Annotated in this window: 25 protein-coding genes and 4 pseudogenes; 17 read left to right on the top strand and 12 right to left on the bottom strand. The window is 42.2% G+C overall.

What is annotated here, in order from left to right; all coding sequences use genetic code 11:
• Window positions 1-98: 98 nt before the first annotated feature.
• Both BTA30_RS22635 and BTA30_RS00255 read left to right on the top strand, forming a co-directional pair.
• A complete protein-coding gene (locus BTA30_RS22635) occupies window positions 99-242 on the top strand; it encodes a MerR family transcriptional regulator (RefSeq protein WP_094777260.1) in 144 nt (47 codons plus the stop codon).
• 287 nt (window positions 243-529) lie between these two features.
• Window positions 530-1843, top strand: a complete 1314-nt coding sequence (locus BTA30_RS00255) for a hemolysin family protein (protein WP_076757878.1) — start codon at window positions 530-532, stop codon at window positions 1841-1843.
• Between the two features lie 47 nt (window positions 1844-1890).
• On the opposite strand, the pseudogene BTA30_RS24360 reads toward BTA30_RS00255, so the two are convergent.
• Together BTA30_RS24360 and BTA30_RS00265 are read right to left on the bottom strand one after the other, a co-directional pair.
• Window positions 1891-2058 (bottom strand): annotated as a pseudogene (locus tag BTA30_RS24360) (DUF255 domain-containing protein); the annotation flags it as partial.
• Between the two features lie 381 nt (window positions 2059-2439).
• Complete coding sequence (locus tag BTA30_RS00265) at window positions 2440-3348, bottom strand: NmrA family NAD(P)-binding protein (RefSeq protein WP_076757881.1); 909 nt, start codon at window positions 3346-3348, stop codon at window positions 2440-2442.
• Between the two features lie 114 nt (window positions 3349-3462).
• Between BTA30_RS00265 and BTA30_RS00270 the strand changes: the two genes are divergently transcribed.
• Entirely contained in the window at window positions 3463-3804 is a 342-nt protein-coding gene (locus tag BTA30_RS00270) for a winged helix-turn-helix transcriptional regulator (RefSeq protein WP_158027587.1), read from the top strand.
• Window positions 3805-3912: 108 nt separating this feature from the next.
• Here the strand turns inward: BTA30_RS00270 and BTA30_RS00275 are convergent, their stop codons facing one another.
• The gene (locus tag BTA30_RS00275; RefSeq protein WP_076757883.1) at window positions 3913-4797 is read right to left on the bottom strand and encodes a carboxylesterase; all 885 of its coding nucleotides are present in this window, start codon (window positions 4795-4797) and stop codon (window positions 3913-3915) included.
• A 298-nt stretch (window positions 4798-5095) separates the two neighbouring features.
• On the opposite strand from BTA30_RS00275, the gene BTA30_RS00280 reads away from it, so the two are divergent.
• From BTA30_RS00280 to BTA30_RS23575, 4 genes are all read left to right on the top strand, one after another.
• Entirely contained in the window at window positions 5096-5449 is a 354-nt protein-coding gene (locus BTA30_RS00280) for a hypothetical protein (protein WP_076757886.1), read from the top strand.
• Complete coding sequence (locus tag BTA30_RS00285) at window positions 5436-6074, top strand: O-methyltransferase (RefSeq protein ID WP_076757888.1); 639 nt, start codon at window positions 5436-5438, stop codon at window positions 6072-6074. The genes BTA30_RS00280 and BTA30_RS00285 overlap by 14 nt, the downstream gene beginning before the upstream one ends.
• Before the next feature lie 550 nt (window positions 6075-6624).
• Window positions 6625-7896 carry an MFS transporter gene (locus BTA30_RS00295; RefSeq protein WP_076757893.1) on the top strand — a complete coding sequence of 424 codons (1272 nt, stop codon included), beginning with the start codon at window positions 6625-6627 and terminating at the stop codon, window positions 7894-7896.
• A 210-nt stretch (window positions 7897-8106) separates the two neighbouring features.
• Complete coding sequence (locus tag BTA30_RS23575) at window positions 8107-8262, top strand: hypothetical protein (RefSeq protein ID WP_094777256.1); 156 nt, start codon at window positions 8107-8109, stop codon at window positions 8260-8262.
• Window positions 8263-8294: 32 nt separating this feature from the next.
• Here the strand turns inward: BTA30_RS23575 and BTA30_RS00300 are convergent, their stop codons facing one another.
• The gene (locus tag BTA30_RS00300) at window positions 8295-9071 is read right to left on the bottom strand and encodes a class I SAM-dependent methyltransferase (protein ID WP_076757895.1); all 777 of its coding nucleotides are present in this window, start codon (window positions 9069-9071) and stop codon (window positions 8295-8297) included.
• 193 nt (window positions 9072-9264) lie between these two features.
• On the opposite strand from BTA30_RS00300, the gene BTA30_RS00305 reads away from it, so the two are divergent.
• The 3 genes from BTA30_RS00305 (at window position 9265) to BTA30_RS00315 (ending at window position 13471) form a co-directional block, all read left to right on the top strand.
• Window positions 9265-10134, top strand: a complete 870-nt coding sequence (locus BTA30_RS00305) for an SDR family oxidoreductase (protein WP_076757897.1) — start codon at window positions 9265-9267, stop codon at window positions 10132-10134.
• Between the two features lie 224 nt (window positions 10135-10358).
• Window positions 10359-10814 (top strand): MarR family winged helix-turn-helix transcriptional regulator, encoded by a 456-nt coding sequence (locus BTA30_RS00310; RefSeq protein WP_076757900.1) that lies wholly within the window; start codon window positions 10359-10361, stop codon window positions 10812-10814.
• Complete coding sequence (locus BTA30_RS00315) at window positions 10811-13471, top strand: MMPL family transporter (protein ID WP_076757902.1); 2661 nt, start codon at window positions 10811-10813, stop codon at window positions 13469-13471. The genes BTA30_RS00310 and BTA30_RS00315 overlap by 4 nt, the downstream gene beginning before the upstream one ends.
• Window positions 13472-13514: 43 nt before the next feature.
• On the opposite strand, the gene BTA30_RS00320 is transcribed toward BTA30_RS00315, so the two are convergent.
• Entirely contained in the window at window positions 13515-13862 is a 348-nt protein-coding gene (locus tag BTA30_RS00320; RefSeq protein ID WP_076757904.1) for a hypothetical protein, read from the bottom strand.
• A gap of 83 nt (window positions 13863-13945) precedes the next feature.
• Here BTA30_RS00320 and BTA30_RS22645 point away from each other — a divergent pair, with 83 nt between their 5' ends.
• Window positions 13946-14893: a hypothetical protein gene (locus BTA30_RS22645; RefSeq protein WP_076757906.1), complete on the top strand. Its 948-nt coding sequence runs from the start codon at window positions 13946-13948 to the stop codon at window positions 14891-14893.
• Window positions 14894-15284: 391 nt separating this feature from the next.
• On the opposite strand, the pseudogene BTA30_RS23580 reads toward BTA30_RS22645, so the two are convergent.
• A pseudogene (locus tag BTA30_RS23580) lies at window positions 15285-15699 on the bottom strand (DUF1648 domain-containing protein); the annotation flags it as partial.
• Window positions 15700-15933: 234 nt separating this feature from the next.
• Here BTA30_RS23580 and BTA30_RS00335 point away from each other — a divergent pair.
• On the top strand, window positions 15934-17568 hold the full coding sequence (locus BTA30_RS00335) for a Na/Pi cotransporter family protein (protein ID WP_076757908.1): 1635 nt from the start codon (window positions 15934-15936) through the stop codon (window positions 17566-17568).
• A gap of 147 nt (window positions 17569-17715) precedes the next feature.
• Window positions 17716-17977, top strand: a pseudogene (locus tag BTA30_RS00340) (YiaA/YiaB family inner membrane protein).
• Between the two features lie 33 nt (window positions 17978-18010).
• Here BTA30_RS00340 and BTA30_RS00345 read toward each other — a convergent pair.
• The 5 genes from BTA30_RS00345 to BTA30_RS00365 all read right to left on the bottom strand — a co-directional run bounded on the left by BTA30_RS00345 (window position 18011) and on the right by BTA30_RS00365 (window position 21424).
• A complete protein-coding gene (locus tag BTA30_RS00345; protein ID WP_076757910.1) occupies window positions 18011-18463 on the bottom strand; it encodes a hypothetical protein in 453 nt (150 codons plus the stop codon).
• A 33-nt stretch (window positions 18464-18496) separates the two neighbouring features.
• The gene (locus BTA30_RS00350; protein ID WP_076757912.1) at window positions 18497-18946 is read right to left on the bottom strand and encodes a hypothetical protein; all 450 of its coding nucleotides are present in this window, start codon (window positions 18944-18946) and stop codon (window positions 18497-18499) included.
• Between the two features lie 320 nt (window positions 18947-19266).
• A complete protein-coding gene (locus BTA30_RS00355; RefSeq protein WP_076757915.1) occupies window positions 19267-19683 on the bottom strand; it encodes a DUF2000 domain-containing protein in 417 nt (138 codons plus the stop codon).
• Window positions 19680-20591 (bottom strand): DMT family transporter, encoded by a 912-nt coding sequence (locus BTA30_RS00360; protein ID WP_076757917.1) that lies wholly within the window; start codon window positions 20589-20591, stop codon window positions 19680-19682. The genes BTA30_RS00355 and BTA30_RS00360 overlap by 4 nt, the downstream gene beginning before the upstream one ends.
• Complete coding sequence (locus tag BTA30_RS00365) at window positions 20588-21424, bottom strand: AraC family ligand binding domain-containing protein (protein ID WP_076757919.1); 837 nt, start codon at window positions 21422-21424, stop codon at window positions 20588-20590. Before BTA30_RS00365 ends, BTA30_RS00360 begins: the two co-directional genes overlap by 4 nt.
• A gap of 148 nt (window positions 21425-21572) precedes the next feature.
• Between BTA30_RS00365 and BTA30_RS00370 the strand changes: the two are divergent.
• Both BTA30_RS00370 and BTA30_RS24050 read left to right on the top strand, forming a co-directional pair.
• Window positions 21573-22015: pseudogene (locus BTA30_RS00370) on the top strand (helix-turn-helix transcriptional regulator).
• 23 nt (window positions 22016-22038) lie between these two features.
• The gene (locus BTA30_RS24050; RefSeq protein ID WP_275667181.1) at window positions 22039-22173 is read left to right on the top strand and encodes a hypothetical protein; all 135 of its coding nucleotides are present in this window, start codon (window positions 22039-22041) and stop codon (window positions 22171-22173) included.
• 213 nt (window positions 22174-22386) lie between these two features.
• Here BTA30_RS24050 and BTA30_RS00380 read toward each other — a convergent pair whose 3' ends face one another.
• On the bottom strand, window positions 22387-23433 hold the full coding sequence (locus tag BTA30_RS00380; RefSeq protein ID WP_239693624.1) for a LuxR C-terminal-related transcriptional regulator: 1047 nt from the start codon (window positions 23431-23433) through the stop codon (window positions 22387-22389).
• Window positions 23434-23546: 113 nt separating this feature from the next.
• Between BTA30_RS00380 and BTA30_RS00385 the strand changes: the two genes are divergently transcribed.
• Both BTA30_RS00385 and BTA30_RS00390 read left to right on the top strand, forming a co-directional pair.
• Entirely contained in the window at window positions 23547-24236 is a 690-nt protein-coding gene (locus BTA30_RS00385) for a class I SAM-dependent methyltransferase (RefSeq protein WP_083696901.1), read from the top strand.
• A complete protein-coding gene (locus tag BTA30_RS00390) occupies window positions 24236-25306 on the top strand; it encodes a saccharopine dehydrogenase family protein (RefSeq protein WP_076758339.1) in 1071 nt (356 codons plus the stop codon). The genes BTA30_RS00385 and BTA30_RS00390 overlap by 1 nt, the downstream gene beginning before the upstream one ends.
• Window positions 25307-25365: the final 59 nt, after the last annotated feature.

Below are 25365 nucleotides of genomic sequence, written 5' to 3' on the forward strand. Positions count from 1 at the left end.
ATTAGTTGATTTTAAGTTCATTAGAACGTATAATTTACGACAATAACCGTTATGGTTTGGAGGGATTTGATGGGGCTGGAAAGCTGAAAATCGGCGAGTTGGCGGAAGGAACTAAGGTAACGAAGAGAACAATTGATTATTATACAAAGCTGGGTTTGTTAAATGCAGAACGTTCCAGTTCCAATTATCGTTTTTATGATCATTCTTCAATAAAGCGTATTAAATGTATTGAAAACCGCTAAAAGGCAGAATTAACAATAGACGAAATTAAAAATATATTCCGAGGAAATAGATTTATTAGAACTAAGACTGAAAATGAATGAATTGAACCGAGATGTATCTGCATTTCTGACAAGTCTTGAGAAAGCAGGGGTAAAGAGAGGCGAATAGATCAAAAAGAAAATATCACAGTAAAGTTTTTCTTTGATTCAAAAACTTCTTTTGTTGTTTACTTAACCCCTTTTTAAGGAACGATAAAAGTAACTCTTTTATGGGAGGTGTAAGTCTTACTTTAAAGTAAGACGACTTATTGACAGCCATTAATTTAATTATTTTTGCGGTATTGATTGCTTTAACGGCGTTTTTTGTTGCAACGGAATTTGCGATCGTAAAAGTGCGGACAACTAAAATTGACCAGCTTGTACTTGAAGGAAAAAAAGGAGCGGTATCCGCCAAAAAAGTTGTTACCCACTTAGATGAATATTTATCGGCTTGCCAACTGGGCATAACCGTTACAGCGCTGGGTATTGGATGGGTTGGAGAGGCGACATTCGAAGTCATCCTGCATCCGATCTTTGCTTATTTCAATGTGAGCGAGCAAGTCACACATATCTTAATCTTAGTCATTGCGTTTATTCTCGCAACATTTTTACACGTTGTAGTTGGAGAACTGGCTCCTAAAACACTTGCCATTCAAAAAGCAGAAGCGATTACACTTTTAACTGCTAAGCCAATTAGATTGTTTTACAGAGTACTGTACCCGTTTATTTGGTTTTTAAATGGTTCTGCTCGTGTATTAGTGGGGCTTTTTGGTTTAAAACCTGCCGCAGAACATGAACTGGCTCATTCAGAAGAAGAGCTGCGGATTTTATTGTCTGAAAGCTATAAGAGCGGAGAAATCAATAAGAATGAGTTGAAATATGTCAATAACATATTCGAATTCGACGAGAGAATTGCAAAAGAGATTATGGTTCCCCGTACAGAAATAGTGACGATTTCTCTTGACGATTCTTATGAAGATATTATTAAAACCATTAAAACCGAGGGTTATACCCGATATCCGGTTGTAAATGGAGATAAGGATACAGTTCGCGGCTTTATTAACGCCAGAGAGTTTTTGTCTGCGTATATTGATGAAGATAAAAAAGCAAAAGAGGAATTTAAAATTGAAAAACACATCAATTCTGTTATACATGTTATTGAATCTGTCCCTATTCATGATCTGCTGACGAAAATGCAAAAAGAACGAATTCACATTGCTATCTTATTGGATGAGTATGGAGGTACGTCAGGTTTAGTAACAGTTGAAGATATCCTTGAAGAAATCGTGGGAGAAATTAGAGATGAATTTGATGTTGATGAAATTCCGGATATTCGAAAGTTAAATGAAGGTCACTTTATGATAAACTCAAAGGTGTTGATTGAAGATGTCAACGATCTTTTGGAAATTGATTTATCCAATGAGGAAGTAGATACAATAGGCGGCTGGTTCATGACACAAAACATTGATGCAAAAGTTGGTTCTGAATTAGAAGCCGAGGGTTATATTTTTAAAGTGCAAAAAATTGATGGACGGCAGATTCATTTTCTAGAAGTCAAAAGTGGAAAAAAATCAAATCAATAAAAAGAGCCTGAAACTTTTCAGGTTCTTTTTATTATGTCTTAAGAGAATACAACCGTTGACCAACGACAGGTCGAATAGCCGATGCTGCCAAGTGCCGGCTTGTTTTTCGCGCTTTGCTTTTTCGAAGGCTTCTTCGCCCCAAGGTAACCAATCAACGGGGTTGTGGGCGTGTTGGAGTAAGTAGGTGACTCATTGATTAATCTGTTCGTTGGCATGGGATCGCCTGCTTTCATTTATTAAATGTATTGCTTTTCGAGTTTAACTAATGCTGTGTGTTTTATTCTTGTTGTTGCTATTGGTACAAAACAAATTAGTTATTTACGAGAAAGGATGGACTCGAGAGCAACTTACAAAGAGGGGCGGTATTAGTCAGTCTCCTACCCCTTTTCCTGTCTTTAAGATCGCCAATGCTTTTGGGTTATGGGGAGAAGGCCAAAAAATAAATAAACAATGTAAAACGCCTCATTCGGAGGCAAGTTAGTGAAGGACCCTCTCAAAAAATATTGTATTGAGAGGGTTTCATCTTGAAAGTTTACAGAGAGTGTTATCAATAATATAAGATTCTTGTTCAACTGGATAAAAGAGTAATGGAGTTTTTATTTTACCCGTGTTTCGTTCTCGTATTGAGGTATAAATACTTCATTTATAAACGTGTCAAAAGACGTCGGGGTAGTATTTTCGGATGATCGCTGTTCCAACATTCGAATGTGCTTTGTATTCAGAGCATGTGCTGTTTCTAAAACAAGGTCTATAATATGTTCTGAAAACCCTTGACTTCTCATTTCATTTCGGGCTGCTTCTTCGGTTGTTTGTATATAGCCAAGGTTTGGTTTGCCGATCGCTTTTCCTATGAGCCTCACCGCTTCAGACATACTCAAGTCACAGCTGCCGTGCAACTCTCTTATTTGTTGATCTTGATGGTTAACTTTTAGCATCGCTTCTCCTGCAATTTGTCCAATGTCCCGTGTAGAAACCATAGGAAACTGGACATCGGGGAGAAAAGGACCTTTTGCAGCATCATGAATTAAAATGTTTTGTATTTGTGAAAGTAAATTTTCCATGAAGTATCCAGCCCGTAAGTGCAAAACGTTTAACCCTTCTATTTGATTCAGGCGTTGTTCGAGCAAGTGTAATCCTGCTACCGGTCCGGTGCCTTCTTCTTTATCTGCTCCCCAACTGCTGAGAGAAACAACATTCTTAACTTTTGTTTGTGCCAGAGCAGGGATTAATGCATTGATAATGCGAGTCTGGTAAGCGCGAAAATCAGTGCTCGTCACAATGTAATTAGGCTGAAGCATCACGTAGACAGCTTTCGCGCCGGTAAAAGCCTTCATCAGTCTTGTTGCATCTCCTGGTTCAGAGACAAACGGTTCAGCTCCTTTACGCACAAACGGCTGTAAGCGTTCCGGGTTTCTGCCAATTACTCTGATCGGCTGTCCTTTGTCTAATAAATAGTTTGCAACTGCACTGCCTGTTCGTCCGGTTGCCCCTGTAATCACGTACATAGCCTGCACCTCCGTTGTTTTGATACTATCATAAGAACTATGGTATAAAATAACAAGTAGGCACTTTTGTGACACGCAGTATCCATTTTGATACTAATCTGGGGAGGGAAGCGAATGCTGGTGAAATACAAGGATAACGAGTATAGATGTTCAATAGAATTGACATTGAAGTTAATAGGGGGTAAATGGAAAGTACTCATCTTGTGGTATTTAGGCGAAAAAAATATGCGCTTTGGCGAATTAAAAAGAGCTTTACCGCAAATTACGCAAAAAATGTTAACAAAGCAGCTGAGGGAATTGGAAGAGGACGGTATAGTCAATCGATTTGTTCATCATCAAGTACCGCCTAAGGTAGAATACTCTCTTTCTGAAATGGGCAAAAGCCTTTTGCCGATTTTAAGCACTTTGTCTGAGTGGGGGACTTTCTATGCGGAGCAGGCTGAATCTAATTATTAATCCCGCAAAAGAAATAGAGCCTCTAAGAGACTCTATTTCTATATTAATAGAAATATCCAGAATACGAATAACGATTGAGGTTCTTTTACACAACTACAAGACTGTGGTTTATTTACTGAAAAAACGCAAAACACGTTCATTTACGTATTCAGGCTGTTCCATTGATAAGACGTGGCCGGCATGTTTTATTATTTCCGCTTCAATACCAGGAACTAATGCAGAAGCGCGATTGAAGGCTGATTGCGGATCATAGATGACTTCGTGTTCACCTAGTAATAATAAAATAGGTACTTTTACAGATTGTAATTCGTCGTCGGTGAAAACATACGGAAATCCGTCGGCATTAGGCTTTTGATTTCGTGTTCCATTCTGCCACATCACTCCTGCATGAAACTGCTTCGCAAACTTCGGGTGCAGCGCATTGCGATCTGTCATCATCCACTTTAAAAAATGATCAACCCCATTAGGTTCTGCAAGACGAAGAGCGTATCGATAGAAATCGTGATGAAATGGTAAAAACGTTTCCGCGGGACTAAGTATAACTGCGCTCTTCACTCTCTCTGACGCACGTAAAATAAAATTCATGGTATGAAGCCCGCCAAGCGAAAGTCCAATGATGTGTGACTTTTCGATCCCTAGATTCTCAAACACATCAAGCAGCCAGTCGGCGTAACCCGTTCTCGTACCACATAAATCGGCGGGAATACTTTTGTTCTTATCACCTATGATATCAATTGCATAGGTTCGGTATTTGCTGCTCCAATCGGCAATATTGGGATGCCACATGGTGGAGCTGAATAGTGCCCCATGAAGCAATACAAGCGGCGGGGCATCCTTTGGTCCGCTTGCTATAATATGTGTTTGGCCGAAACGAGTAGGAACGTAGAATGTTTTGCAGGGGACTGGCCAAAGAGCAAGGCTTTCATCATAGGTTTGAAAATAGTGAGTGCCGCTGTCACTTGATTTTGGAATAAAAGGTGAATGGTTAGTCATAAAACTTTCCCTCCCAATCCCGTTTAAATTAATTGCCTCTGCGTGCAGGTGAGCCATTATATATTATTACAGAATTTTATTATAATATAATACAGATTTAATTAAAAGGGAAATGATCATCAAAAATAAGGGTTTAAATAAATGAAACAGTATTAATTATATTAATATAACAGATTGCTAGTCTCTTGCCGCTTGCTTCTGAACAATAAATTCCATTGCTCTGTGATTGTTTTGGATTGACACAATGTATACATTTGTATACAATAAGCGTCAAATATACAAGGGAAGGTGATTCATCATGAAACATAAGGATTTTAAGAAGGAAGGACATCATCGCGGTGAGCGTCACAAAGGAAAAGGCGGGCCGAAAACGTTCCGGCGGGGGAGGGCGATTGCTTTCTTGGAGATGATGAATCTTAAGCGCTCAACCATTAAGCAGCAGTTGGATCAACCAGAGTTTCAGTCGATTCAGCCGATTTTAGTCGGTGAATTAAAAGCGATTGATATGGTCATCAACGAATTTAGTCAATTATTTGAAATGCACGAAAGCGAAGCAATGGAATTACCCGATAAGAAACATGAAGAAACGAAAGCTTTTGTATCGGAAAGTGAAGCGTCTATAGATAAAGGTGAGAATGATGAAACAAATTAACAGTTATATCGATTCGGTGTTTTCTAACCAAGATGTTCTCTTGGAGGAAGTCATTTCATCGATACAAGAAAACGGAATGCCCTCCATCTCGGTATCTCCCTCATCTGGAAAGCTTCTAACGATGCTTGTATCCATTTCAGGGGCTAAAAATATTCTTGAAATTGGCGCTCTTGGAGGCTATAGCGGGATTTGCCTTGCGAGAGGCTTCGGTAAAGAAGGAACATTAACTTCCCTTGAATTAAAAGACAGCTATGCAAAGCTGGCGCACAGCAATCTCTCTAAAGCCGGCTTGGGAGAGCAAGTATCATATATGACAGGGCCAGCTTTAGAGAGCCTTAAAAAACTGGCCGGCGATCAAAAACGATTTGATTTTTTCTTTATCGATGCTGACAAAGATAATTATGAAAATTACTTGAGGTATTGTGTTGAACTGGCGGAACCGGGCGCTTTAATCGTTGCCGACAACGTACTAGCGGGCGGCAGCGTGGCAGACCAGGGTGCTGCACCTAAACGCCATACTGAATTCATGAAGGCATTCAATAAAACTGTGGCCGGACATCCTCAATTAGAATCCCTGCTGATTCCAATCGGTGACGGGATGACCGTTTCAAAGATAAAGAAATAAAGATATATGTGAAAATCCCTTGCTAGTTGCCGATTCGTGACTAGTTTCTTTTTTACCTTTATAGATATCCTATCGAACTCCCTCAATTAAATACGATCATAATGCTCATTATGATGAACTTCATCAACTAAAGCCGGAATATAGATAGATTCAATTCATAAAATGTTGAGAAGGCCATGCCATTAAAATAATGGCCTCCTCAACATTTTGGAATAACGAAATTGACAAAAGGTTCTTTTGTAGTAAAATTCAACTATTCATAAACGAAAGAGTTCACCAGAATAGGCTGAAGTACAAGGTTCAAGTTTGCAGAAGCTTTAGTAAAAAGTGCAAATATGTCTCCACATTTAAAACTCTTTTTCATTCAGGATTGCTGATGCTGTTTTTATACCTAATGAAAAATGTGAAAATAACCGCATATGCGGATCTAATGCCAACAAAAGCTGCAGAAGGCGGCTAAAGGCATCAATGCACTGTGATGAAGAGGAGAACATCTTGAGAGAAAGGGCGGTGGAGAGATGATCAAATTTTTGATAAGAAGGTGTTTAAAGTGACGAGCTATTCTGATAGTACCGCTAAGAGTTACATAGATTCACCGGAAAAATTAAAGAAATTATATAAAAGAGTATTAATCATTGTGAGCATATCACAAATTTTTGGGGGTGCAGGGCTGGCCGCAGGGATTACAGTAGGTGCCCTTTTAGCACAGCAAATGCTTGGGACGGATGCATTTTCAGGTGTGCCTTCCGCTTTATTTACTTTAGGTTCAGCAGGAGCTGCTTTGATCGTAGGAAGATTGTCTCAACGTTATGGACGCCGTACAGGTTTAGCTGCCGGCTTTATTGCGGGGGGATTTGGCGCAATTGGGGTTGTTGCTGCAGCTATGATCAACAGCATTATTTTGTTGTTCGTTTCCCTGTTTATTTATGGAGCAGGTACAGCGACAAACTTACAAGCCCGGTATGCAGGTACAGACTTGGCTGATAAGAAACAGCGGGCTACTGCGATAAGCGTCACAATGGTGATGACAACATTTGGAGCAGTTGCAGGCCCCAACTTGGTCAATGTAATGGGGGAATTTGCTTCAATGATCGGTGTTCCGCCGCTTGCAGGACCGTTTATTTTATCAGCGTCAGCTTTTATCTTGGCAGGGCTTGTACTTTATATAATGCTTCGGCCGGATCCATTAGAAATCGCGAGTAAAATCGAAACCTATAAACAAGCAAATGAAGCAGAGGACCATTCGAAATCTGTTGGTGCTGCGGATGATAAAAAGGGTATTACAGTGGGCGCAACAGTGATGGTACTTACTCAAATTGTGATGGTTGCCATTATGACCATGACCCCGGTTCATATGCAGAACCACGGACATAGTTTAGGTGAAGTCGGGGTTGTGATAGGTTTTCATATAGGTGCAATGTATCTTCCTTCACTTGTAACAGGGGTCCTTGTTGATAAAATTGGCCGGACAGCCATGAGTATTGCTTCTGGTATTACATTGCTGCTGGCTGGTGTAGTAGCAGCACTGGCGGCGAGTGATTCAATGGTGCTTTTAATCGTTGCTCTTTCTTTGCTTGGATTAGGGTGGAATTTTGGATTAATCAGCGGTACTGCTCAAATTGTTGATTCGACAGAGCCTTCAACACGTGCAAAAGTTCAAGGAACACTTGATGTTTTTATTGCGTTAGCAGGAGCATCCGGCGGGGCTCTTTCCGGAATGGTTGTCGCTCATTCAAGCTATGCCGCATTATCTTTGACAGGAGGGCTGTTATCCTTAGCTCTTATCCCAGCTGTCATTTGGTCGCGAAGAAAGATGAGATGAAAAAAGGATAGGCAAGAGCCTACCTTTTTTGTTTTTTCTATAAAAATAGCAATAAAGTTCTTTAATAGAAGTATTTATAACCATGAAAGGAACGATTGTAGGCGGAGGACTACTGGTGCTGCGGCATCTTGTTTTGAATAACTGTTAAAAACGAGAGGAAATGAAAATTCCCTCGTTATTTTAATCTAATATGTTAAAAGGTGATGTCATATGAATAAGTTAATATTGCCTTCTGTAATCGTCATTTTTATGTTGTGGATTCTATTGCAGCTAGCATTACATATGAGCATTTTTAAAAACCCTTTAAATTACTGTATCGCAATCGTGATTTTTTTCTTATTTATCAAGTTAGCAAAAGAAAAATGACTTTGATGAAGCAGGCGAAGCCGCCTGCTTTTTTATTGATCTTGAATTCTTAAAGGCTTTCTTAATTTAAAAACGATAAAATCAGGGCACCGCAAATCTTCTTCAAATGAAGGGTATAGTTTCAGCATCTCTTTTGATGGTTTCGGTTCTATGATGCCTTCCAAATGGAAGCCTGTTTTGATGATCGTATTGATATAGCTTGTCAAGGTTCTATGGAAGAACAGCATTTTTTCCTGATCACCCAGCCTCTGTTCGTATGCATCTTCATAAAAATACTGATCTACATTCCAGTGCAGTTTTTTACCGTCGTTTGTCTTCTCCCAGCCGCTGTCTGGCGTAACAAAACAAGGGTGTAAGATTGAAAAAATAAAACATCCCCCGTCTGCTAATAGCCGATACATGTCTTGAAAGGCTTTTTCGTAATCGGCGAGGTCTTGAATGACCATATTCGATACGATTAAATCAAAGCTATTATCCTCTAAAAAATGCAGGTTCTCACAATTGCCCTCTCTGTAATGAATGGGCAAGTCATTCGGCGTTCTTTCCTTGGCGATTTCTATCATTCGCGGTGAGTAGTCCACTGCCGTTACATGAGCTTCCGATTTGGCCAGCATTCTGCTTAAATACCCTTCGCCGCACCCGGCATCCAGCACATTTTTATTCTTTACGGTTCCCATTAAGCTCAATAAAGCGGGGTTTAAAAGTACTTTCTTATGAATGTCGCCTTGTTCTGTATGAAGTGCGGAATATGTATCAGCGAATCTATCCCACCTTTTAATAGCTTCTTCCGTGCCGAGGTTTTTTCTCACATTTTTCCCTCCTTTCACATCTGATTTGATATTAACACAATATATGTAAAAAATTGCGCATAAATATAACGCATGACGATCTGCACCAGTCAACAATCTGTTGACAAAGGACTCATTTGTAATTATTATAGTTACATATTGGTGTAACATTTTTTGTTACAGATTGCGACAAATTATTCAGGAGGAATAAAACATGAAAATGCTAGTAACAGGGGCAACAGGAAAATTAGGTTCAAAAATTGTAGAAAGATTGCTTGAAACAGTACCTGCTGATCAATTGGCTGTCAGTGTGCGTAATCCGGAAAAAGCGGAAGGCTTAAGAGTTCGCGGGGTAGATGTGCGCCAAGGAGATTTTGATCGTCCTGAATCATTGGATTCGGCGTTTAGAGGCATCGACCGTTTGCTGATGATTTCTGCGGATGGAGACAATGAAACAAGAATCCGGCAGCACGGCAATGCGGTAGCTGCCGCAGAGCGCGCCGGGGTCAAGTTTATCGCTTATACGAGCATCGCGAATGCGCGCGAAAGCAAAAACTTCCTTGCGCCGACGCATAAGGCGACAGAAGAGGCCATTCTAAAAACAGGAATACCGTATTCTTTCTTGCGCAATAACTGGTATTTGGAAAATGAAACGTCAAGCATCCAAGGCGTTCTGGCAGGAGCTCCTTGGGTGACATCGGCAGGCAATGGAAAGGCAGGCTGGGCGCTGCAGCAGGACTATGCAGACGCAGCGGCAGCGGTGCTTTCCGGCAATGGCCACGAAAATACCGTCTATGAGCTTTCCGGCAAATTATTGACTCAAGAAGAATTCGTTTCAGCCCTTGCCGAGGTATTGGGCAAAGAAGTGCCTGTTCAACAGGTAGATGATGCTGCCTATGCCGATGTGATGAAAAACGCCGGCTTACCCGACTTCCTTATTCCAATGCTTGTTGATATCCAAAAAGGCATTCGCGAAGGCACACTCGCAGTCGAGAGCGATGATTTCGAAAAAGTCTTAGGCCGTCCATTAACACCGATTAAAGAAGGATTGGCGAAAATCGCAGATAGTATTTCTGAGAAATAAGAAAACATGAAGCGGCCTGATCAAGCGGCGCTATCATAAGCTTTCCGCCTTAGAAGAGCCTGTAAATGATTACACAATCATTCAGGCTCTTTTTGTTTATAACGGCAAAACATTCAGCCATTTTTATGTCTAAATACGATATTGACACCATATAGTTTAACGGTATAAACTATATGGCATATTAGCAAGTTTAGCGGTATAAACTAATGCAGAGGTGAAAACTGTTGGATGAAAAGAAATTGTGCCGGGCAATCGATCTCTTCGCGGAAGTATTGTTTGAAGGCACGGAGTTTGTGCAGCGTGAAATCAACCAGGATGTATTTCAACACATTTCCAGAGAACAGGCCGACTTGTTAACGATTCTAAAGATAAAAGGCCCTACTTCTCCAGGCAGCTTGGCTTTAATACAAAACGTACATAAAAGCGCTGTTTCCAACAGGCTGAAAAAGCTCTTAGAAAAAGGATTTGTGGAATGGGATGAATCCCACATCAATCATGATAAACGCTCTAAGCATATTAAAATTACGGCAAAAGGCGAACACATTATGGCAGAACTCGATTCAGCCATTTTTCAGGCTTTAAGAAAACTGATTGATGATGCCGATGAGGAGCATTTAGATTCCTTTATTGCTATTTTCACCATTTTAAAAAGAAAATTTAAAGGAGACCATACGGAATGAGATTTATCGTCAAATTTAAATGGGTCATCGCGGCGGTTGTTTTAGCATTGACGGTCATATTGAGTCTATTTTCGCCAAACTTGACTGAGCTGGCCAATGAAAAGGGGCAGGCTCAGCTTCCGGCGGATTCGATGTCGGAAAGAGCAAGTGCGATTTTAAAAGATGCAGGGGAAAACCATAATGTGATAAGCGTTGTCGTTACATTAGACCACGCTTTAAAGAAAAATGAAAAAGATCAGCTGCGCGAATTCATCACTGAAACAAAAAAAATCGATGGTATAGAAGGTGTGACATCTCCTTTATCAGGCGATCGGGAAATTCGCGATCAACTCATGTCAAAGGATCAGAAAACAATCCTGATTCCTGTCACTGTGACGGGATCTGATCAACAAGTGGAAAAGATTGCGGATCACATTTATAAGGCTGTTCCCGATGATTTGACTGCATACATTACAGGAGCATCCCTCATCAATCAAGACTTCGCCCACAGCTCAGAGGAAGGGTTGAAGAAAACAGAAGTCATCACGGTCATTTTAATTGTCGGCTTGCTGCTGGTCGTTTTCCGTTCAGTCGTCACGCCTTTCGTACCAATTATCGTTGTCGGTTTTTCCTATTTCATCAGCCAATCCTTATTAGCGATTTTAGTCCACAATGTTGGCTTTCCGATTTCGACCTTCACCCAAACGTTTCTCGTCGCCATATTGTTTGGGATAGGGACGGATTATTGCATCCTCCTCCTCACACGTTTCCGCGAAGAGCTGGCCAACGGACATAACAAGGTCGAATCGACGCTGATCGCTTACCGCACGGCGGGGAAAACACTTTTTATCAGCGGTTTTGCTGTATTAGTTGGGTTTTCTGTTCTTGGTTTTGCAAAGTTTGCTGTATTCCAATCTGCCGTAGGAGTCGCCGTCGGCGTGGGCGTCTTAATGATTATTTTATATACGTTGCTGCCGTTGTTTATGGTGACGCTGGGTGAAACATTATTTTGGCCATCGAAGAAGGTTCTTTCGCATAATGATAATAAATTATGGGCTTTTCTTGGAAAGCATTCGGTGGCGCGTCCATTCTTATTTATCGTCATCACAGCCATCATTACCGTACCGTTTATTCTGACGTATGATGATCAAATTTCCTTTGATTCTACTTCAGAAATCAGCAGCAGCTATCAATCGGTTAAAGGTCTCGAGGCGATTAAAGAAGGTCTTGGCGAAGGAAAAGCGTTCCCTGTGAATGTCGTGATGAAAGGAGAAAACAAGTTAACGACAGCTGAAACAATCCCCTATCTCGGAAATATCAGCAAAGCCATCGAGAAAGTGGAACATGTTGATTCTGTCATGACCATCACACAGCCAACTGGAAAGGAAATCGAAGGTTTATCTATTGACCATCAGCTGGGGGCGGTAGCAGACGGGTTGAATAAGACAACGAAAGGACTTGGCGATGTTCAAAGCGGTTTAACAGATGTAGAAGAAGGGCTAAGACAAATAGCCGGACAGACCGCAGGTTCAAGTGCGAATGGCGACTCCGGCGGATCGCTTGGGGATGCGGCCGATGGGCTGGGAAAAATCAATAGCCAGCTGCAGCTTGTCAGCGGGCAGATGGAACAAACGGGCAACGCTTCACAGGCGGTGCCGCAGCTGACAGCCATCAGCGGCCAGTTGGGAAAAATTCAAAGCGGGCTTGAACAGGCAAATCAACGGCTTGAAGCACAGCGAAAGCAAGCCGGAACGCTTACAGAAAGTCTGGGGCAGCTTGCAGACGGTGTAAAGAGTGCGAAAGACGGGCTGGCCAAAATTTCCGACGGCATCACGGCATCCAGTGATATGCTGGAGGACATGAGCAACAGTTCAACCGTGAAAGACACGGGGATATTTATACCGAATCGTGTCATGGAAAACAAAGATTTTCAAAAATCAATTGATAACTATTCCTTTTCAGACGGCAAGGGAGTTCAATTGAGCGTGGTATTGGACATCAATCCTTATTCAGAACAAGCCATTGAGACAGTCAATAAGATAAAAAAAGCCTTAGCTGACGAAGCAGCCGGTACACCTTTGGAAGATGCGGTGATCGTGTACGGCGGGGTGACCAGCCAGAATGCAGATTTAAAAGAACTATCGACAATGGATTTATCCCGTACGATGCTGATTATGGTCATTGGTTTGTTTGCGGTGTTAACCATTTTGTTCCGTTCCATGATCATGCCTGTCTATATGATTGCATCACTATTTATCACGTATTATACGTCGATGTCGATCACGGAATTCATTTTTGTCGATATCATGGGAAATGACGGGGTGAGCTGGGCCGTTCCATTCTTCAGCTTTGTGATCTTGATTGCTTTAGGGGTGGATTATTCGATCTTCTTGCTTGACCGGTTTAAAGAAGAGGTCCACCTCGGCATCCATCAAGGCGTCGTCAGATCAATGAGCAAGATGGGCTCTGTCATCATGACAGCAGCCATCATTTTAGCCGGAACATTTGCGGCGATGATGCCTTCAGGTGTCAATACGCTCATGCAGGTCGCCACCGTTGTCATTGTCGGCTTGCTGCTTTACGGACTCGTCGTCCTTCCGCTGCTTATTCCGGCCATCATCGTCACGTTTGGAGAAGGCAACTGGTGGCCGTTTGGCAGGAAGAAGATAAAGGAATAGAAAAAGAGAGTGATGGACGATTCATCACTCTTTTTCTTGTTTGTTATAAATAAATAACTAAAAAGCTAACAACAATAACCGCACAGACTTTATAGCCCATCTCCTTTTTATTGAAAAGGTAAAATAGGGACTGGATTCCGGAGCTAATTAAAAATGCATGAAAGAAATACTCAAATGTGAATTCAAATCCCCGAAAAACAAACTGCATGAAAAGGGCGATTCCAGACAGGTAAAACCAGCCATGGTCGTCTAAAATCTTTTTCATTTCTGATTTTGCTTCATCAGCTGAAGATATAGAAACAGATTCAATCGACAACTCTCTTTTTAAAGTTAAAAAGCCAGCCGCGAGAACCGATAATCCTAAAATTAGCAGAATAATTGCTTCAAACATACAATACCTCCATTTACAGTAATTATATTTTATGTTAAAAATAAGTATACTATAAAATTACTTGTATAAGAAAGGAGACAAAAATGAGAAGTTTAAAGAAACGTTTATTTGTGTCTTTACCATTAATTTTGTCTTTGGCACTGGTCATTTCAGTTATCCAGCCAAAAGCATCAAGTGCTAAAACAACTGAGATTCATAAGGAAATTCAGCAAACAGCCCAGGATATTGAACATGTTACAGGAATTCAAAACATAATGAAATCAAACGAAAGTACCGATACATACTCAGTCATTAAAAATGAGACTGGAATCATAAAAATACCTAAAGATTCAAAAAAAGCAATACAATTGACTAATGTATCAACAAGCATCCATTTACCAGCTGAAAAAGTAAACGCACCGGGTGTTGCAACTAAAAATGGAACAATAGTTTTTGATCATCCAAATAGCAGTGTGGGTTTTGGCGTTCAACCAACAAAAGACGGAGTAAGAAATTTAATTAAAATAAAAAATAAAACGGCTCCTAAAGAATATAAATATGATTTGCAATTGCCTGAAGGCAGCAAACTAATGACTGCAGCAGAATACCTAGGTGAAGAGTTTGACACGGGAGAAGTGTTTGTTGTTGATTCTAATAACATTGTGACAAGTGTTTTCAGTCCAGCTTGGGCAAAAGATGCGAATAAAAATGATGTTCCTTCTCATTTTAGAGTCGAGGGAAACTCATTGATTCAAGTAATAGATTTCAATGAAAACACCGCATTTCCAGTTATCGCAGATCCTGATTGGGCTAAAATCGGAGCTTGTTCTGCAGCTATAGCGTGGTTCATTGGATCAAACTTGTTTGCAGCTGCAAAAATAATAAGAGTGAAGAAATATATAAAGGAACTTGGTGGACTTAAAGAAACTGCTAAACTTCTAGCCGGTGCTACGACATGGGAAGAAAAACTAAGGGTCGGAGGCAGTGCGTTTAAGAGTTTAGCAGCTGAAATTACAGGCGTCGGCGGACTGGCAGTCTGCATCAATTGGTAATATAAAACTAATGAAGAGCATTCTACAACGGAATGCTCTTTTTTAAATCAAACGATAAAGCAATAACAACGTGCAGTGATCACTTTTCACTTTTCTTTCTCAACGCAGGCAAGAGGTGCGGGAATTGAGCCATGCTATAATGATTGCGGCCTGCGATTGTAAAGCTGCGGTTTTAATCCGCTGCTTTAAAGGTGAAATTGACGACTTCGATCGGCTCCATTCGTTTGCTTTTTGATGATGTTTCCAAGGAAGAGACTGTTTTAATATGAAACGAATAGGAAAAGGGCAGGTATATTAGCTGTCCGATTTTCGTTTCCTCCGTTAATCTTCTTTAATTTGTAGAAGATAATGGGGTCTGATGGACGGTTTTCAGAATATACTGCAGGGAGTATTGTAACTTACTTTGCTGCATGATATGGATGACAACTGGAACCAAGGTACCGAGTATTGTTATAGGCGAAAACCATTTGCCAAATCCGCTTCCCCAGCCTAAAGCGTTCGATTCCGATTCAAATAATATTAGAGAAAAAATGCATTTTTTAACCGGTTGATCAGTTTTCTGCCGAGCAAGTAGAACTGTGCGGCGTTTGTTTCATTCAGGCGCTTTGGGTAGTTGAAATCTAGGGATGCCTCTCTAAGAATTGCATGAAAAGAATGATGAATAATCCAAAATCGGGCAATGTACCCCATGCAGCAATCAAAAAAATGATTGATCCAATATAAAACAGATAGCCAAATACATCCCAAACCGATTCGCTTTTTGTCTTCGGACTGATTATGTTAGATTGTTCGGCTGAATTTGACACGGGTTACCCCTCCTTTCTTCTGCATACGGTTTAAACATGAAAAAGTTCGTGATTTTCGTCAATCGGATACCGCGTATATTCGCGATGAGAGGGGGCAATGTTAAGAGAATGTAAATCCTCAGCAGTTCAATGTTAAGTTATTGTAAATTTTTAATGTGAATCGTTTACATAAGCTCTGATCTCCATCATAATCATAGTGTTTGTAGATTTATGTCGAATTAGGGGGGCAAGACTTTGGAAATAGATGTGCAGCAATTGCTTTTTGAATTTATAGGAGGTCTCGGTATCTTCCTCTTAGGTATTAAGTTTATGGGGGAAGGGCTCCAAAAGTCAGCAGGAGATAAACTGAGAGACATTTTAGATCGTTTTACAAGCAACCCACTAATGGGTGTGCTGGCAGGTATTATTGTCACGGTTTTAATTCAAAGCAGTTCTGGCACGACCGTTATCACTGTCGGTCTTGTCAGCGCCGGTTTTATGACCCTTCGCCAGGCGATCGGCGTCATTATGGGTGCAAACATCGGAACGACGGTCACGGCCTTTATTATCGGCTTTGATGTCGGTGCATATGCGCTGCCGATCATCGCTGTCGGATCGTTTTTGCTGTTTTTCTTTAAGCACAAAAAGTCTCAACACATCGGACAAGTTTTGTTTGGGTTTGGTGCGCTTTTCTATGGATTGGAATTGATGAGCAGCGGTATGAAGCCGCTCCGGACGGTTGAGGCCTTTCATGATTTAACCGTCAGCATGAGTACGAACCCTGTTCTCGGTGTGCTTGTCGGTACTCTTTTTACAGTTCTTGTTCAAAGTTCAAGTGCAACCATCGGTATCCTGCAAGGATTGTTTGCCGATTCATTAATAGATCTAAACGGTGCTCTGCCTGTATTATTTGGAGATAACATCGGTACGACGATTACCGCTGTATTGGCATCTCTCGGCGCATCTGTCGCAGCAAGACGGGCTGCCGCCGTTCACGTAATGTTTAACCTTATTGGGACAGCGATTTTCCTCATCTTGCTGAAGCCGTTCACAGCTTTAATCTTAATGCTTCAATCCTCTTTGGGACTTGATCCTAAAATGTTGATTGCGTTTGCCCACGGAATCTTTAATACGTCAAATACGCTGATTCAGCTTCCGTTTGTCGGAGTATTGGCTTTGGTCGTCACGAAGCTCATCCCCGGCAAGGACACAGTTGTGGACTATAAAGCAACACATCTTGATCCGCTGTTCATTCAGCAGTCTCCTTCAATTGCTCTTGGCCAGGCGAAAGAAGAAGTGTTGCGCATGGGTGAATTTGCTGTGAAAGGGCTTGAAGAAACAAAGGAATTTTTAAGCACAAAACAGGCAAAGCATGCACAAAACGCTTTTCAGATAGAAGATGCTATCAACAATTTAGACCGGAAGATTACGGATTATTTGATCGAACTGTCAGCCACAACGCTTTCTGAACAAGAATCTGAAGAACATCATAAGTTAATGGACACCGTCAGAGACGTTGAAAGAATCGGCGACCATTTTGAAAACTTGGTTGAGCTGGGCGAGTACCAGCAATCCAACCGAGTGAAAATTTCTGAAGCGGCGATGGCGGATTTAACGGAAATGCTTGATCTGACCATTTCGACAGTCAAAGAATCATTCACCGCTCTAGCGCAAAATGATGAAGTAGCCGCAAGAAGTGTGGTCGAGAAAGAAAATCAAATTGATAAAATGGAACGCAAGCTTCGCAAAAAGCATATTCTTCGCTTAAACGACGGATTATGCAGCGGACAAGCCGGTGTGATCTTCGTTGATATCACCAGCAACCTGGAAAGGATCGGCGACCATGCCGTCAATATTGCAGAAGCTGTTTTAGGCGAAGAAAAGCATTAAAAACCGGGGGGATGACCCCGGTTTTTTATGTAGGTCTATTTTATTGCAGTGTGACATATTTACTAAATTGTGAGCGAAAAGGAAGAACATTCTTCTTCTGGAGACCTAAATAAAGTATAATAGTTTTATTCTTTAGGAGGTATTAAGATGCAGAAATACAGAAGAAGAAATACAACGGCATTTACGATTATGTCATATTTCACATTTTTCGCGGGTGTCTTTTTGTTCGGCCATCGGTCTTTACAATGCTGACAACTTGCAGCTCAATGAAAAAGGCTATTACATCGCAGTGATGATTTTAGTGGCGGTCGGCGCGATTCTGACGCAGAAAGTGACGAGAGACAATGCTGAAGATAATGAAATCATCGCTGAGCAGGAGAGAAGACAGAATATGTCTAGTGGTGAGTGATCGTGGAGGAAGGCATCTTTAGGGATGCCTTTTTTAATGCTGAGAAAGTTCATTAGCGAATCTTTGCTTTAAAACAAAGTCAATCATACTTACAATTCTGGCGTTTTCTGATCTTTTGGCGAAGTGTAAAATAGATTGTATAACGCCTTTTCTAGAAATTATTGTCAATCTAATTAACAAGATGATGCATAACAAAAACACAACGGCTATCAGGTAAGGTAAAAAGCCGACTGAAGGGATATATGGTACGGCTCCCAAAGCGCCAATTGGTAAGAATACGCCAATAAGACTGCTGGCAAATCCCCATTTAATAAAATAGATTAATGTAAAAGTTGGGTTCGAAAAATAGACTCTCAATCGGCTTAATACGGGAGTATCCAGTTTGGCAAGATAAGCGAGAAGTTTTTCATCATTTTTGCTGCCGTAGGAAACAGCAATGTCAGCGGCTTCTTTCGTTTCTTTTAATATTTGTCTATCTTTTTTCATTACGGTGGCCCTCACTTTATATATATGTCTTATTTAGTCATGTTTTAGAGTGTTTTTGTATCTTTGTTCTAACACCAAATCAATCATATTATTCATTTTTGCGAATCCTGATTTATGTTCGAAGTGTGAGGTGAGCTTCACCGGTTTTCTTTTCCATTTGATCACCTGAAAGAGAAACCAAAAGATGCAGCCCGTTGTGAACAGTAAGAACAGCAGAGGAATAATCGGCAGACTGGGGAAGAAGTCTTTCGCTTTGATTAAGAACAAAACATTGAATGTCGTTGCGGAAATGTTGCAAGCTAATCCAATTTTCATAAACAAACTGGACGGAAATCCAGAGTCAGAGCAGTACACTTTCAATTGGCTGAGAGAAAGAGAGTCCTGTCTGGAAAGAAAATTCATCAGTTCTTCGTCATATTTAAACAGTTTTATGGTATCAATCATACTTCTTGCTTTTTGGAATGCTTCTTTGTCTTTTTTCATTTTATAATCCCTCTAAAATAGTGAAATTTTAATCTTTTTATATAATTGAAAGAGAAACTACAGTAGAACCTGCCCCTGCTTCAACTAATGGAAGTGTTTATGAAAGGCACGGTTGTAGCCATTCTAGCCTGAACAAACGAAAAAAATCTCCTAAAAGGAGAAATTATGTAACTAATACTTTTCATTTTAAATGTTATTATAGTAAAATGTCCAGTTGTATATTAGCTATTATTGGGATTTTAGGAGCCGTAAATTAAATTGATAAATAAAAAATACGGGTGCTGACTAACTTATCGAATAATGTTAGCCGGTACCCGGATTTATCTCAACAATCCCAAACTCCCGGTCAGCCGGTTGACCTTCTTCTTATCCCCGCATATGCCAATGCCAAAATAGCGGTAATCGGAAGAAGCGGTGCTTTGAAATGTCTCAGTGTATGCTTCATATGTATGAATGCTTTGCGCGACATCGGTGAAATCAACTGTTAGTATATCGTTGAAGTCGTCGGTCAGAAGCTTGTTTCTTAACTCATGAAGCAACTCGGCATTTCCTTTTAATATAGGAATGGGGACTTTGACGATTCCCAAGTGTTCGATTCCCGATCCGTCTGTGACATTTTCCCCGAGCAGGCCGGGTTTGTTTTTGCCGAGCGCAGCCCCCAGGATCGCCGCTGTATTGGCGATCAGTCCGAGAGGCAGGTTTTCATCAATAATCAGTGCGCATTTTGTTTCATTCATGAGATTTGTTCCTCCTTCAGCTGAGGTTTTGCTTTCATTTCTGAAATATACAAGCCTGTTAATGTAAGAACTCCTCCAAAGAGGGCAATCCACGTCATTTTTTCATGCAGAATAATGATGGACGCGGCAATCGTAATGACGGGCACCATGTAAATGTAGGCGCTCGTTTTTACAGCTCCCAGCACTCCGACTGACCAGTTCCACGTCACAAAGCAAAGAGCCGATGCACCCGCGCCTAAGAAAATGATGTTCAACAAATTGACGGGAGAGGTGAAAGGACTGAAGGAGAAGCGGAAATCAAACAGAAACAGAGCCGGAATCATAAACAGCAGTCCGTACAGAAAGATCCGCTGTGTGCATTGGATGGTATGATATTTGAATGTGCTGATTTTCTTCATTAAAATCGCGTATATTGCCCATACCAAGGCTGCGGCAGCGGCAAGAACATCACCGAGCGGGTTCAAATGGAGCATCGCGCTGCCATTGAAAGAAATGAGCAGGAGACCGATAAAGGCTGCCGCAAATCCTATGAAAAAGTGAGGCTGCAATCTTTCACCGTCAAGCAGAAAGTGAGCAAGTACAGCGGTGATCATTGGAATGACCGCCACAATCATCCCTACATTTGAGGCATAGGAAAGGGTAAGCGCGATGTTTTCCAGCAAAAAATATAACGTCACTCCGCACAGCCCGGCTCCGGCAAAAAGAGCCTCCCGCCGCCAGCTTGCCACTTTCAAAAAACGCGGATGGACAATGATCAGCACGATCAATCCGAGCAAAAAGCGGTAAAACAAAATGTCAATTGGCGAGAAATCCTCGAGCAGCACCTTTGTCGAAACAAAGGTCGTGCCCCAGATGAGAATGGTTAAAACAGCCGCAAGATGTCCGGCGGTTTCTCGTCGAGTATTCATCCTTCAAGCTCCTGTCTGTCATATTCAAAGATTTTCATATATTGCTTCGGCGTCAGTCCGACCTGCCGTTTAAAAAATTTGGTCAAGTGGCTTTGATCGCTGAAACCCGTCTGAAATGCGGTTTCGATCGGCTTTACGCCTTGTTCCAACAGCTTTTTCGCACGGTTGATGCGCACGGTTTCCAAGTAGCTGTATGGGGAAAGCCCTTTCTGCTTTGTAAACGACCGCAGGAGATGGTACTTGCTCCAGCCCGTCAATTTGCTTAGATCATCAAGGGTAATGTTTTCCGTGTAATGGGCTTCTAAATAACCGCATACCGCTTTGACCTCATCGGACGGTTCAGGCGCGTTTTCGAGAAACGTGACATCAGAATACGTCCGGATCAGCTCTTCAAGAAGGTTTAGAAACAGCTCTTCTTTCTTAAGGGCTTTTTCTTTCTGCAAAATCTGTATGTGAAGCTCCTTCAAACTGGCGTTCAGCTCATGGCGGAACAAGACATTCTGTGTGAAGTATGGGAGGCTGTCAGTCCCGGTTATCTCCATCACGAATCTCTTCATAACGTCAGGCATCACATTAATGCAGCGGTAATCAAGCGCCTCACCGTCAATTTGTTCACAGCTGTGCGTGTCATACGGATTGAAAAGCACGAGATCGCCTGGGTTGATCATGTATTCCTGCCCCTGACAAAGCAAATAGCGCTGACCCTTTTCAATAAAGCCGATTACATAATATTCATGAAAGTGATTCGGAAATTTCTGCATGATGCCTTTAAAGCGATAAGCTTCAACTTGCAGATCGAGATCAAGGAAAAGGGTGCGGGTTTCGTTTCGCATGGCGGGCCTCCTGTCGGTATGATGATTTTTTTAGTTTAGCATGTTTTTGGGGGATTTCTTGTATGATGTTGCTGTTTTCATTACAGTCAATTATTGAAAAAAACAAAAAATGTAATATTGCACTAAAAGTAACAAATGGAGGTCTTTCATGGACAAAGACTACATAACAGAGCTCATCTCATCCAAATTAAGATTAATCCGGACAGAAAGCCGCTATACCCAAGAAAAAATGGCCAATGTGCTCGGGATTTCGAAAAAGACGCTTGTGCAAATTGAAAAGGGCAGGTCGACTGCCGTTGGGCGCATGTTGTGGCTGTGTGTGCGCTATTTCAGAACAGTGAGGTATTGCAGTCTGTGCTCGGTGATGAGCCTTTGGAGGCTGTTGAGACTGTGGCCCGCAGGAGCATTGACAGGCCGAAAGGGAAGACGCTCGGCGGCAGGATTTGGTCGAGAGAAATTTAAAGAAAAGAGGAATTTCGTTTGCAGCAAAATTTGTTTTCTCACCATTACCGGATTTTAGACTCCTATGATGATCTATGGTTCAGCACATTTGAAAAAAAGGATGCCCTCGCGCGTTTGGACGAGCTATAAAATGAAAATGAAGAGGTTGAAGGGTGAAAAAGTTAAATCTCATATTGGACATCATCAGTTTGGTACTGCTGGTAGGCCCGTATGTTGTTTTATATGTACTTGAGCACGGCAATCCGATCATGAATGCGTGGATTCGCACGGAAGCTGAGCACCTTTAGACGGACATTGATAACGATTATTTCCATACACAATATATGGCTGTCTTTAAAGATGAGCTCATGTGACGTATTATGACGGGAACAAAAAGACGGGTGACATCATTCAATTTTGTGAGAAGGATGAACGCAATGACATGCGTGTTGGAAAGTCAATGTATAGTGAAAAACATTGTGCGTCCAATACCTAAGGGCGTGCTTTCCGCCGCCCTTTTTTCACTCCAAAACATCATCAAGCAGCTTCCAAATCAATTCCCGCCGGTTTCCCGCTTCAGCCTTCAAAAAAATCGACTTCAAATGGTCTTGGACGGTATAAGCTGAAATGTGCAAGTCATCAGCGATGCCTTTTGTGGAAAGTCCGCGGATGATCCGGTATGCGATGTCCTTTTCCCGTTCAGACAGGCCGTACGCGTCTGCAATGAGCGGTATCGTTTCTGCGGATGAAGCCGGTTCGAATGAAACGGCGATTTGTTCTGACGGGCCTAAGCCGTCCAAGCGGCTCGCTTTGATGGAAAGGAAGCATTGGCCCGGAATCGAGATGACGGTTTTCGCCGGACTATCCGTTTCTGCCACAGCTCGTGAACAGACGGCACGGACGGGTCTTGGCAGTACCGCGCTGTCGATTTTCTCCCAGCCTCGCAGGACGTTCAGCCAGTGAAGCGCCGCTTGATTACACGATAAGGGAATGAGGTCCTCCGACAAAATCAGTATGCCTCCGACATGTTTCATGTGAAACATGTCTTTTTTTGGCCGGTTATGTCTTAATCGCTGCAAGTGCCGGCCGATGATCGGAGCCAGTGAAGCGACCAAGGTGCGCTCTTTTTCATTAAATGGAGGCTGTCCGATTTTTCGAAGCAGTGTGAGATAGCCCCAGCATTCTCCTTTATTCAAAAGGATTGCTCGCAGTTCATCTCCAAAACCGGCCGGTTCGAGAATCATGCGATACCGTTTGCTTCGTTTGAGATCTCCTTTTACGGCTTCACTTAAAATGGCGGCCGTTTGCGAGGTTTTGATTAATGTTTCGTATTGGTTGACATCGTCATCCGTATATTCGAGCTCAAATAGCTGTGGATGTATACTTTCAATTAGATCGTCTGTGACGGCTCCGATGGACAGGAGGGTTTTGGGATCGACCGCTGTACAGCATGATGCATCAAATGGAATGGCGCTTCGCAATGCGGAGATCACCGCTTCGATGTATTGCGGGGTAGTCTCAGATGTTCGTTCAAGTTCATTGACTATATCTTTTAACGGTCGGTTCACTATGGCTCCTCCTCATTAGAAAATCCCATATTTGTGGGATGGTGCTTTTGAAAATCTCCTTTATAATTGAGAACAATTCTTAATTAATTTTACTAAAAGGAGCACGCCTTGTCATGAATATGGATTGGAATCATCCTGATGTATATCAATATGAAAAAAAGATCGCTTTGAAAATCCCTTGCTATCACATGTTATACGAAATGATGGACCGCCTGCTGACGGTTCGGCTTGATAAGGATGCGGCCTATGTGATGGTTGTTGGAGCGGGGGGCGGACAGGAATTGCTGACACTCGGCAGGAGACATCCGGATTGGTCGTTTACAGGGGTCGATACATCAGCCAATATGCTTAATTTGGCGCGGCAAAGGCTGAAAATCGCCGGTATTCAGCTCAACGCCGACTTCATTGAAAGGGAAGTGAAGCAGCTGGAGCGGAAGCATCAATATGATGCGGCGACTTGTATGCTCGTCCTGCATTTTGTGCAAGATAAGCGCAAGTTTTTGCAGCATATCGCAGACCGTTTAGCTGAGGGGGCGCCATTTTTCATTGCGGCGATTCAAGGTGATCTTGATTCTGAATCATTTTGGTGGCAGATGAGGGCCTGGAAGGAGCATATGCTGGCAAACGGAATTGCTGAACAGGAGTGGGAGCGGTTTGCGGATTCAATCGGCAGGCATTCACATCCGATTCCGGCTGAAGAGGTAGAGGCTATGCTGATAGAATCGGGTTTTACGAATGTGACGCGGTTTTTCAGCGCTTATTTAATCGATGGCTGGTTTGCTGTAAAAGGAGGCGGTAAATGATGAAACAGTATATTGTCGTCATTGGCGGATACGGTCATGTCGGCGGTCACATCAGCCGGATGCTCGGAGAGAAGTACCCTGGGCTTGTGTATGCGGCAGGGAGAAATCTAGACCGCGCTCAGCGGTTTTGTCGGGAAACAGGAGATAAAGTGAAGCCGATGCGTTTCAATAGAGATGCGGAGGCTGATTGGGATTGGCTTGAACAGACGAAGCTTGTGATCGTATGTATTGATCAGGAGAATACGGTTTTAGCTGAGGCCTGTTTGGCAAACGGTGCGAATTATTTAGACATTACGGCAAACGGGTCGTTTCTGACACAGCTTGAACGACTGAATAACGGACATTGTAGAGGAACAGGCTTGCTGAGCGTCGGTTTGGCACCGGGACTAACCAATTTGCTGTCGCAGGAAGCAGCGAAGGCGTTAGATGAGACGATCCGCATCAACATAGCGATCATGCTCGGTTTGGGAGACAGCCATGGAAAAGCGGCTATTGAATGGACGGTCGATCATTTGCATTCGGTGTTTGACGTCATAGAAAAAGGTGACATCAAAAAGGTAAGCAGTTTCACAGACGGCCGGCAAACAGACTTTGGCGGCCGTTTAGGATGCAGGACCGCTTATCGATTTCCTTTTTCAGATCAGGCCACACTGCCACGCACATTGGAGGTTCCTTCCGTTTCCACCCGGCTTTGTTTTGATTCCAGGTTGGCGACTTTCGTGATTGCGCGGTTGAGAAAAAGCGGTGCTGTTCGCCTTTTAAAAAACAGCGTCATCCGCGGATGGACAGTCAAGCTGCTGGAATTGCTAAAAGCCGGTTCGGCGGAGTACGCGGTCAAAGTGGATGCGGAAGGCTTGAAAGACGGCCTGCATCAAGCTATCGGTCTTTCCGTGTATGGAGAAAATGAATCATTGATCACGGCGCGGGTCGCATTTGCCGCCGCTTCTGCTTTGTTTACCGGAACGTTCCCGCAGGGGATGTATCATTTGGAGCAGCTGTTTGAGCTGGAGCGAAAAGAGGGCTCGATGTATTTAAAGCTGAAGGAAACCGGTGAACGTTATATAATTTGACATATTTTCAAAGAAAGTGAGATGATGAAAATTAGAAAATAATAGAAGGAGATGGGGAT

This window comes from Bacillus swezeyi (assembly GCF_001969815.1).
Classification (GTDB): domain Bacteria; phylum Bacillota; class Bacilli; order Bacillales; family Bacillaceae; genus Bacillus; species Bacillus swezeyi.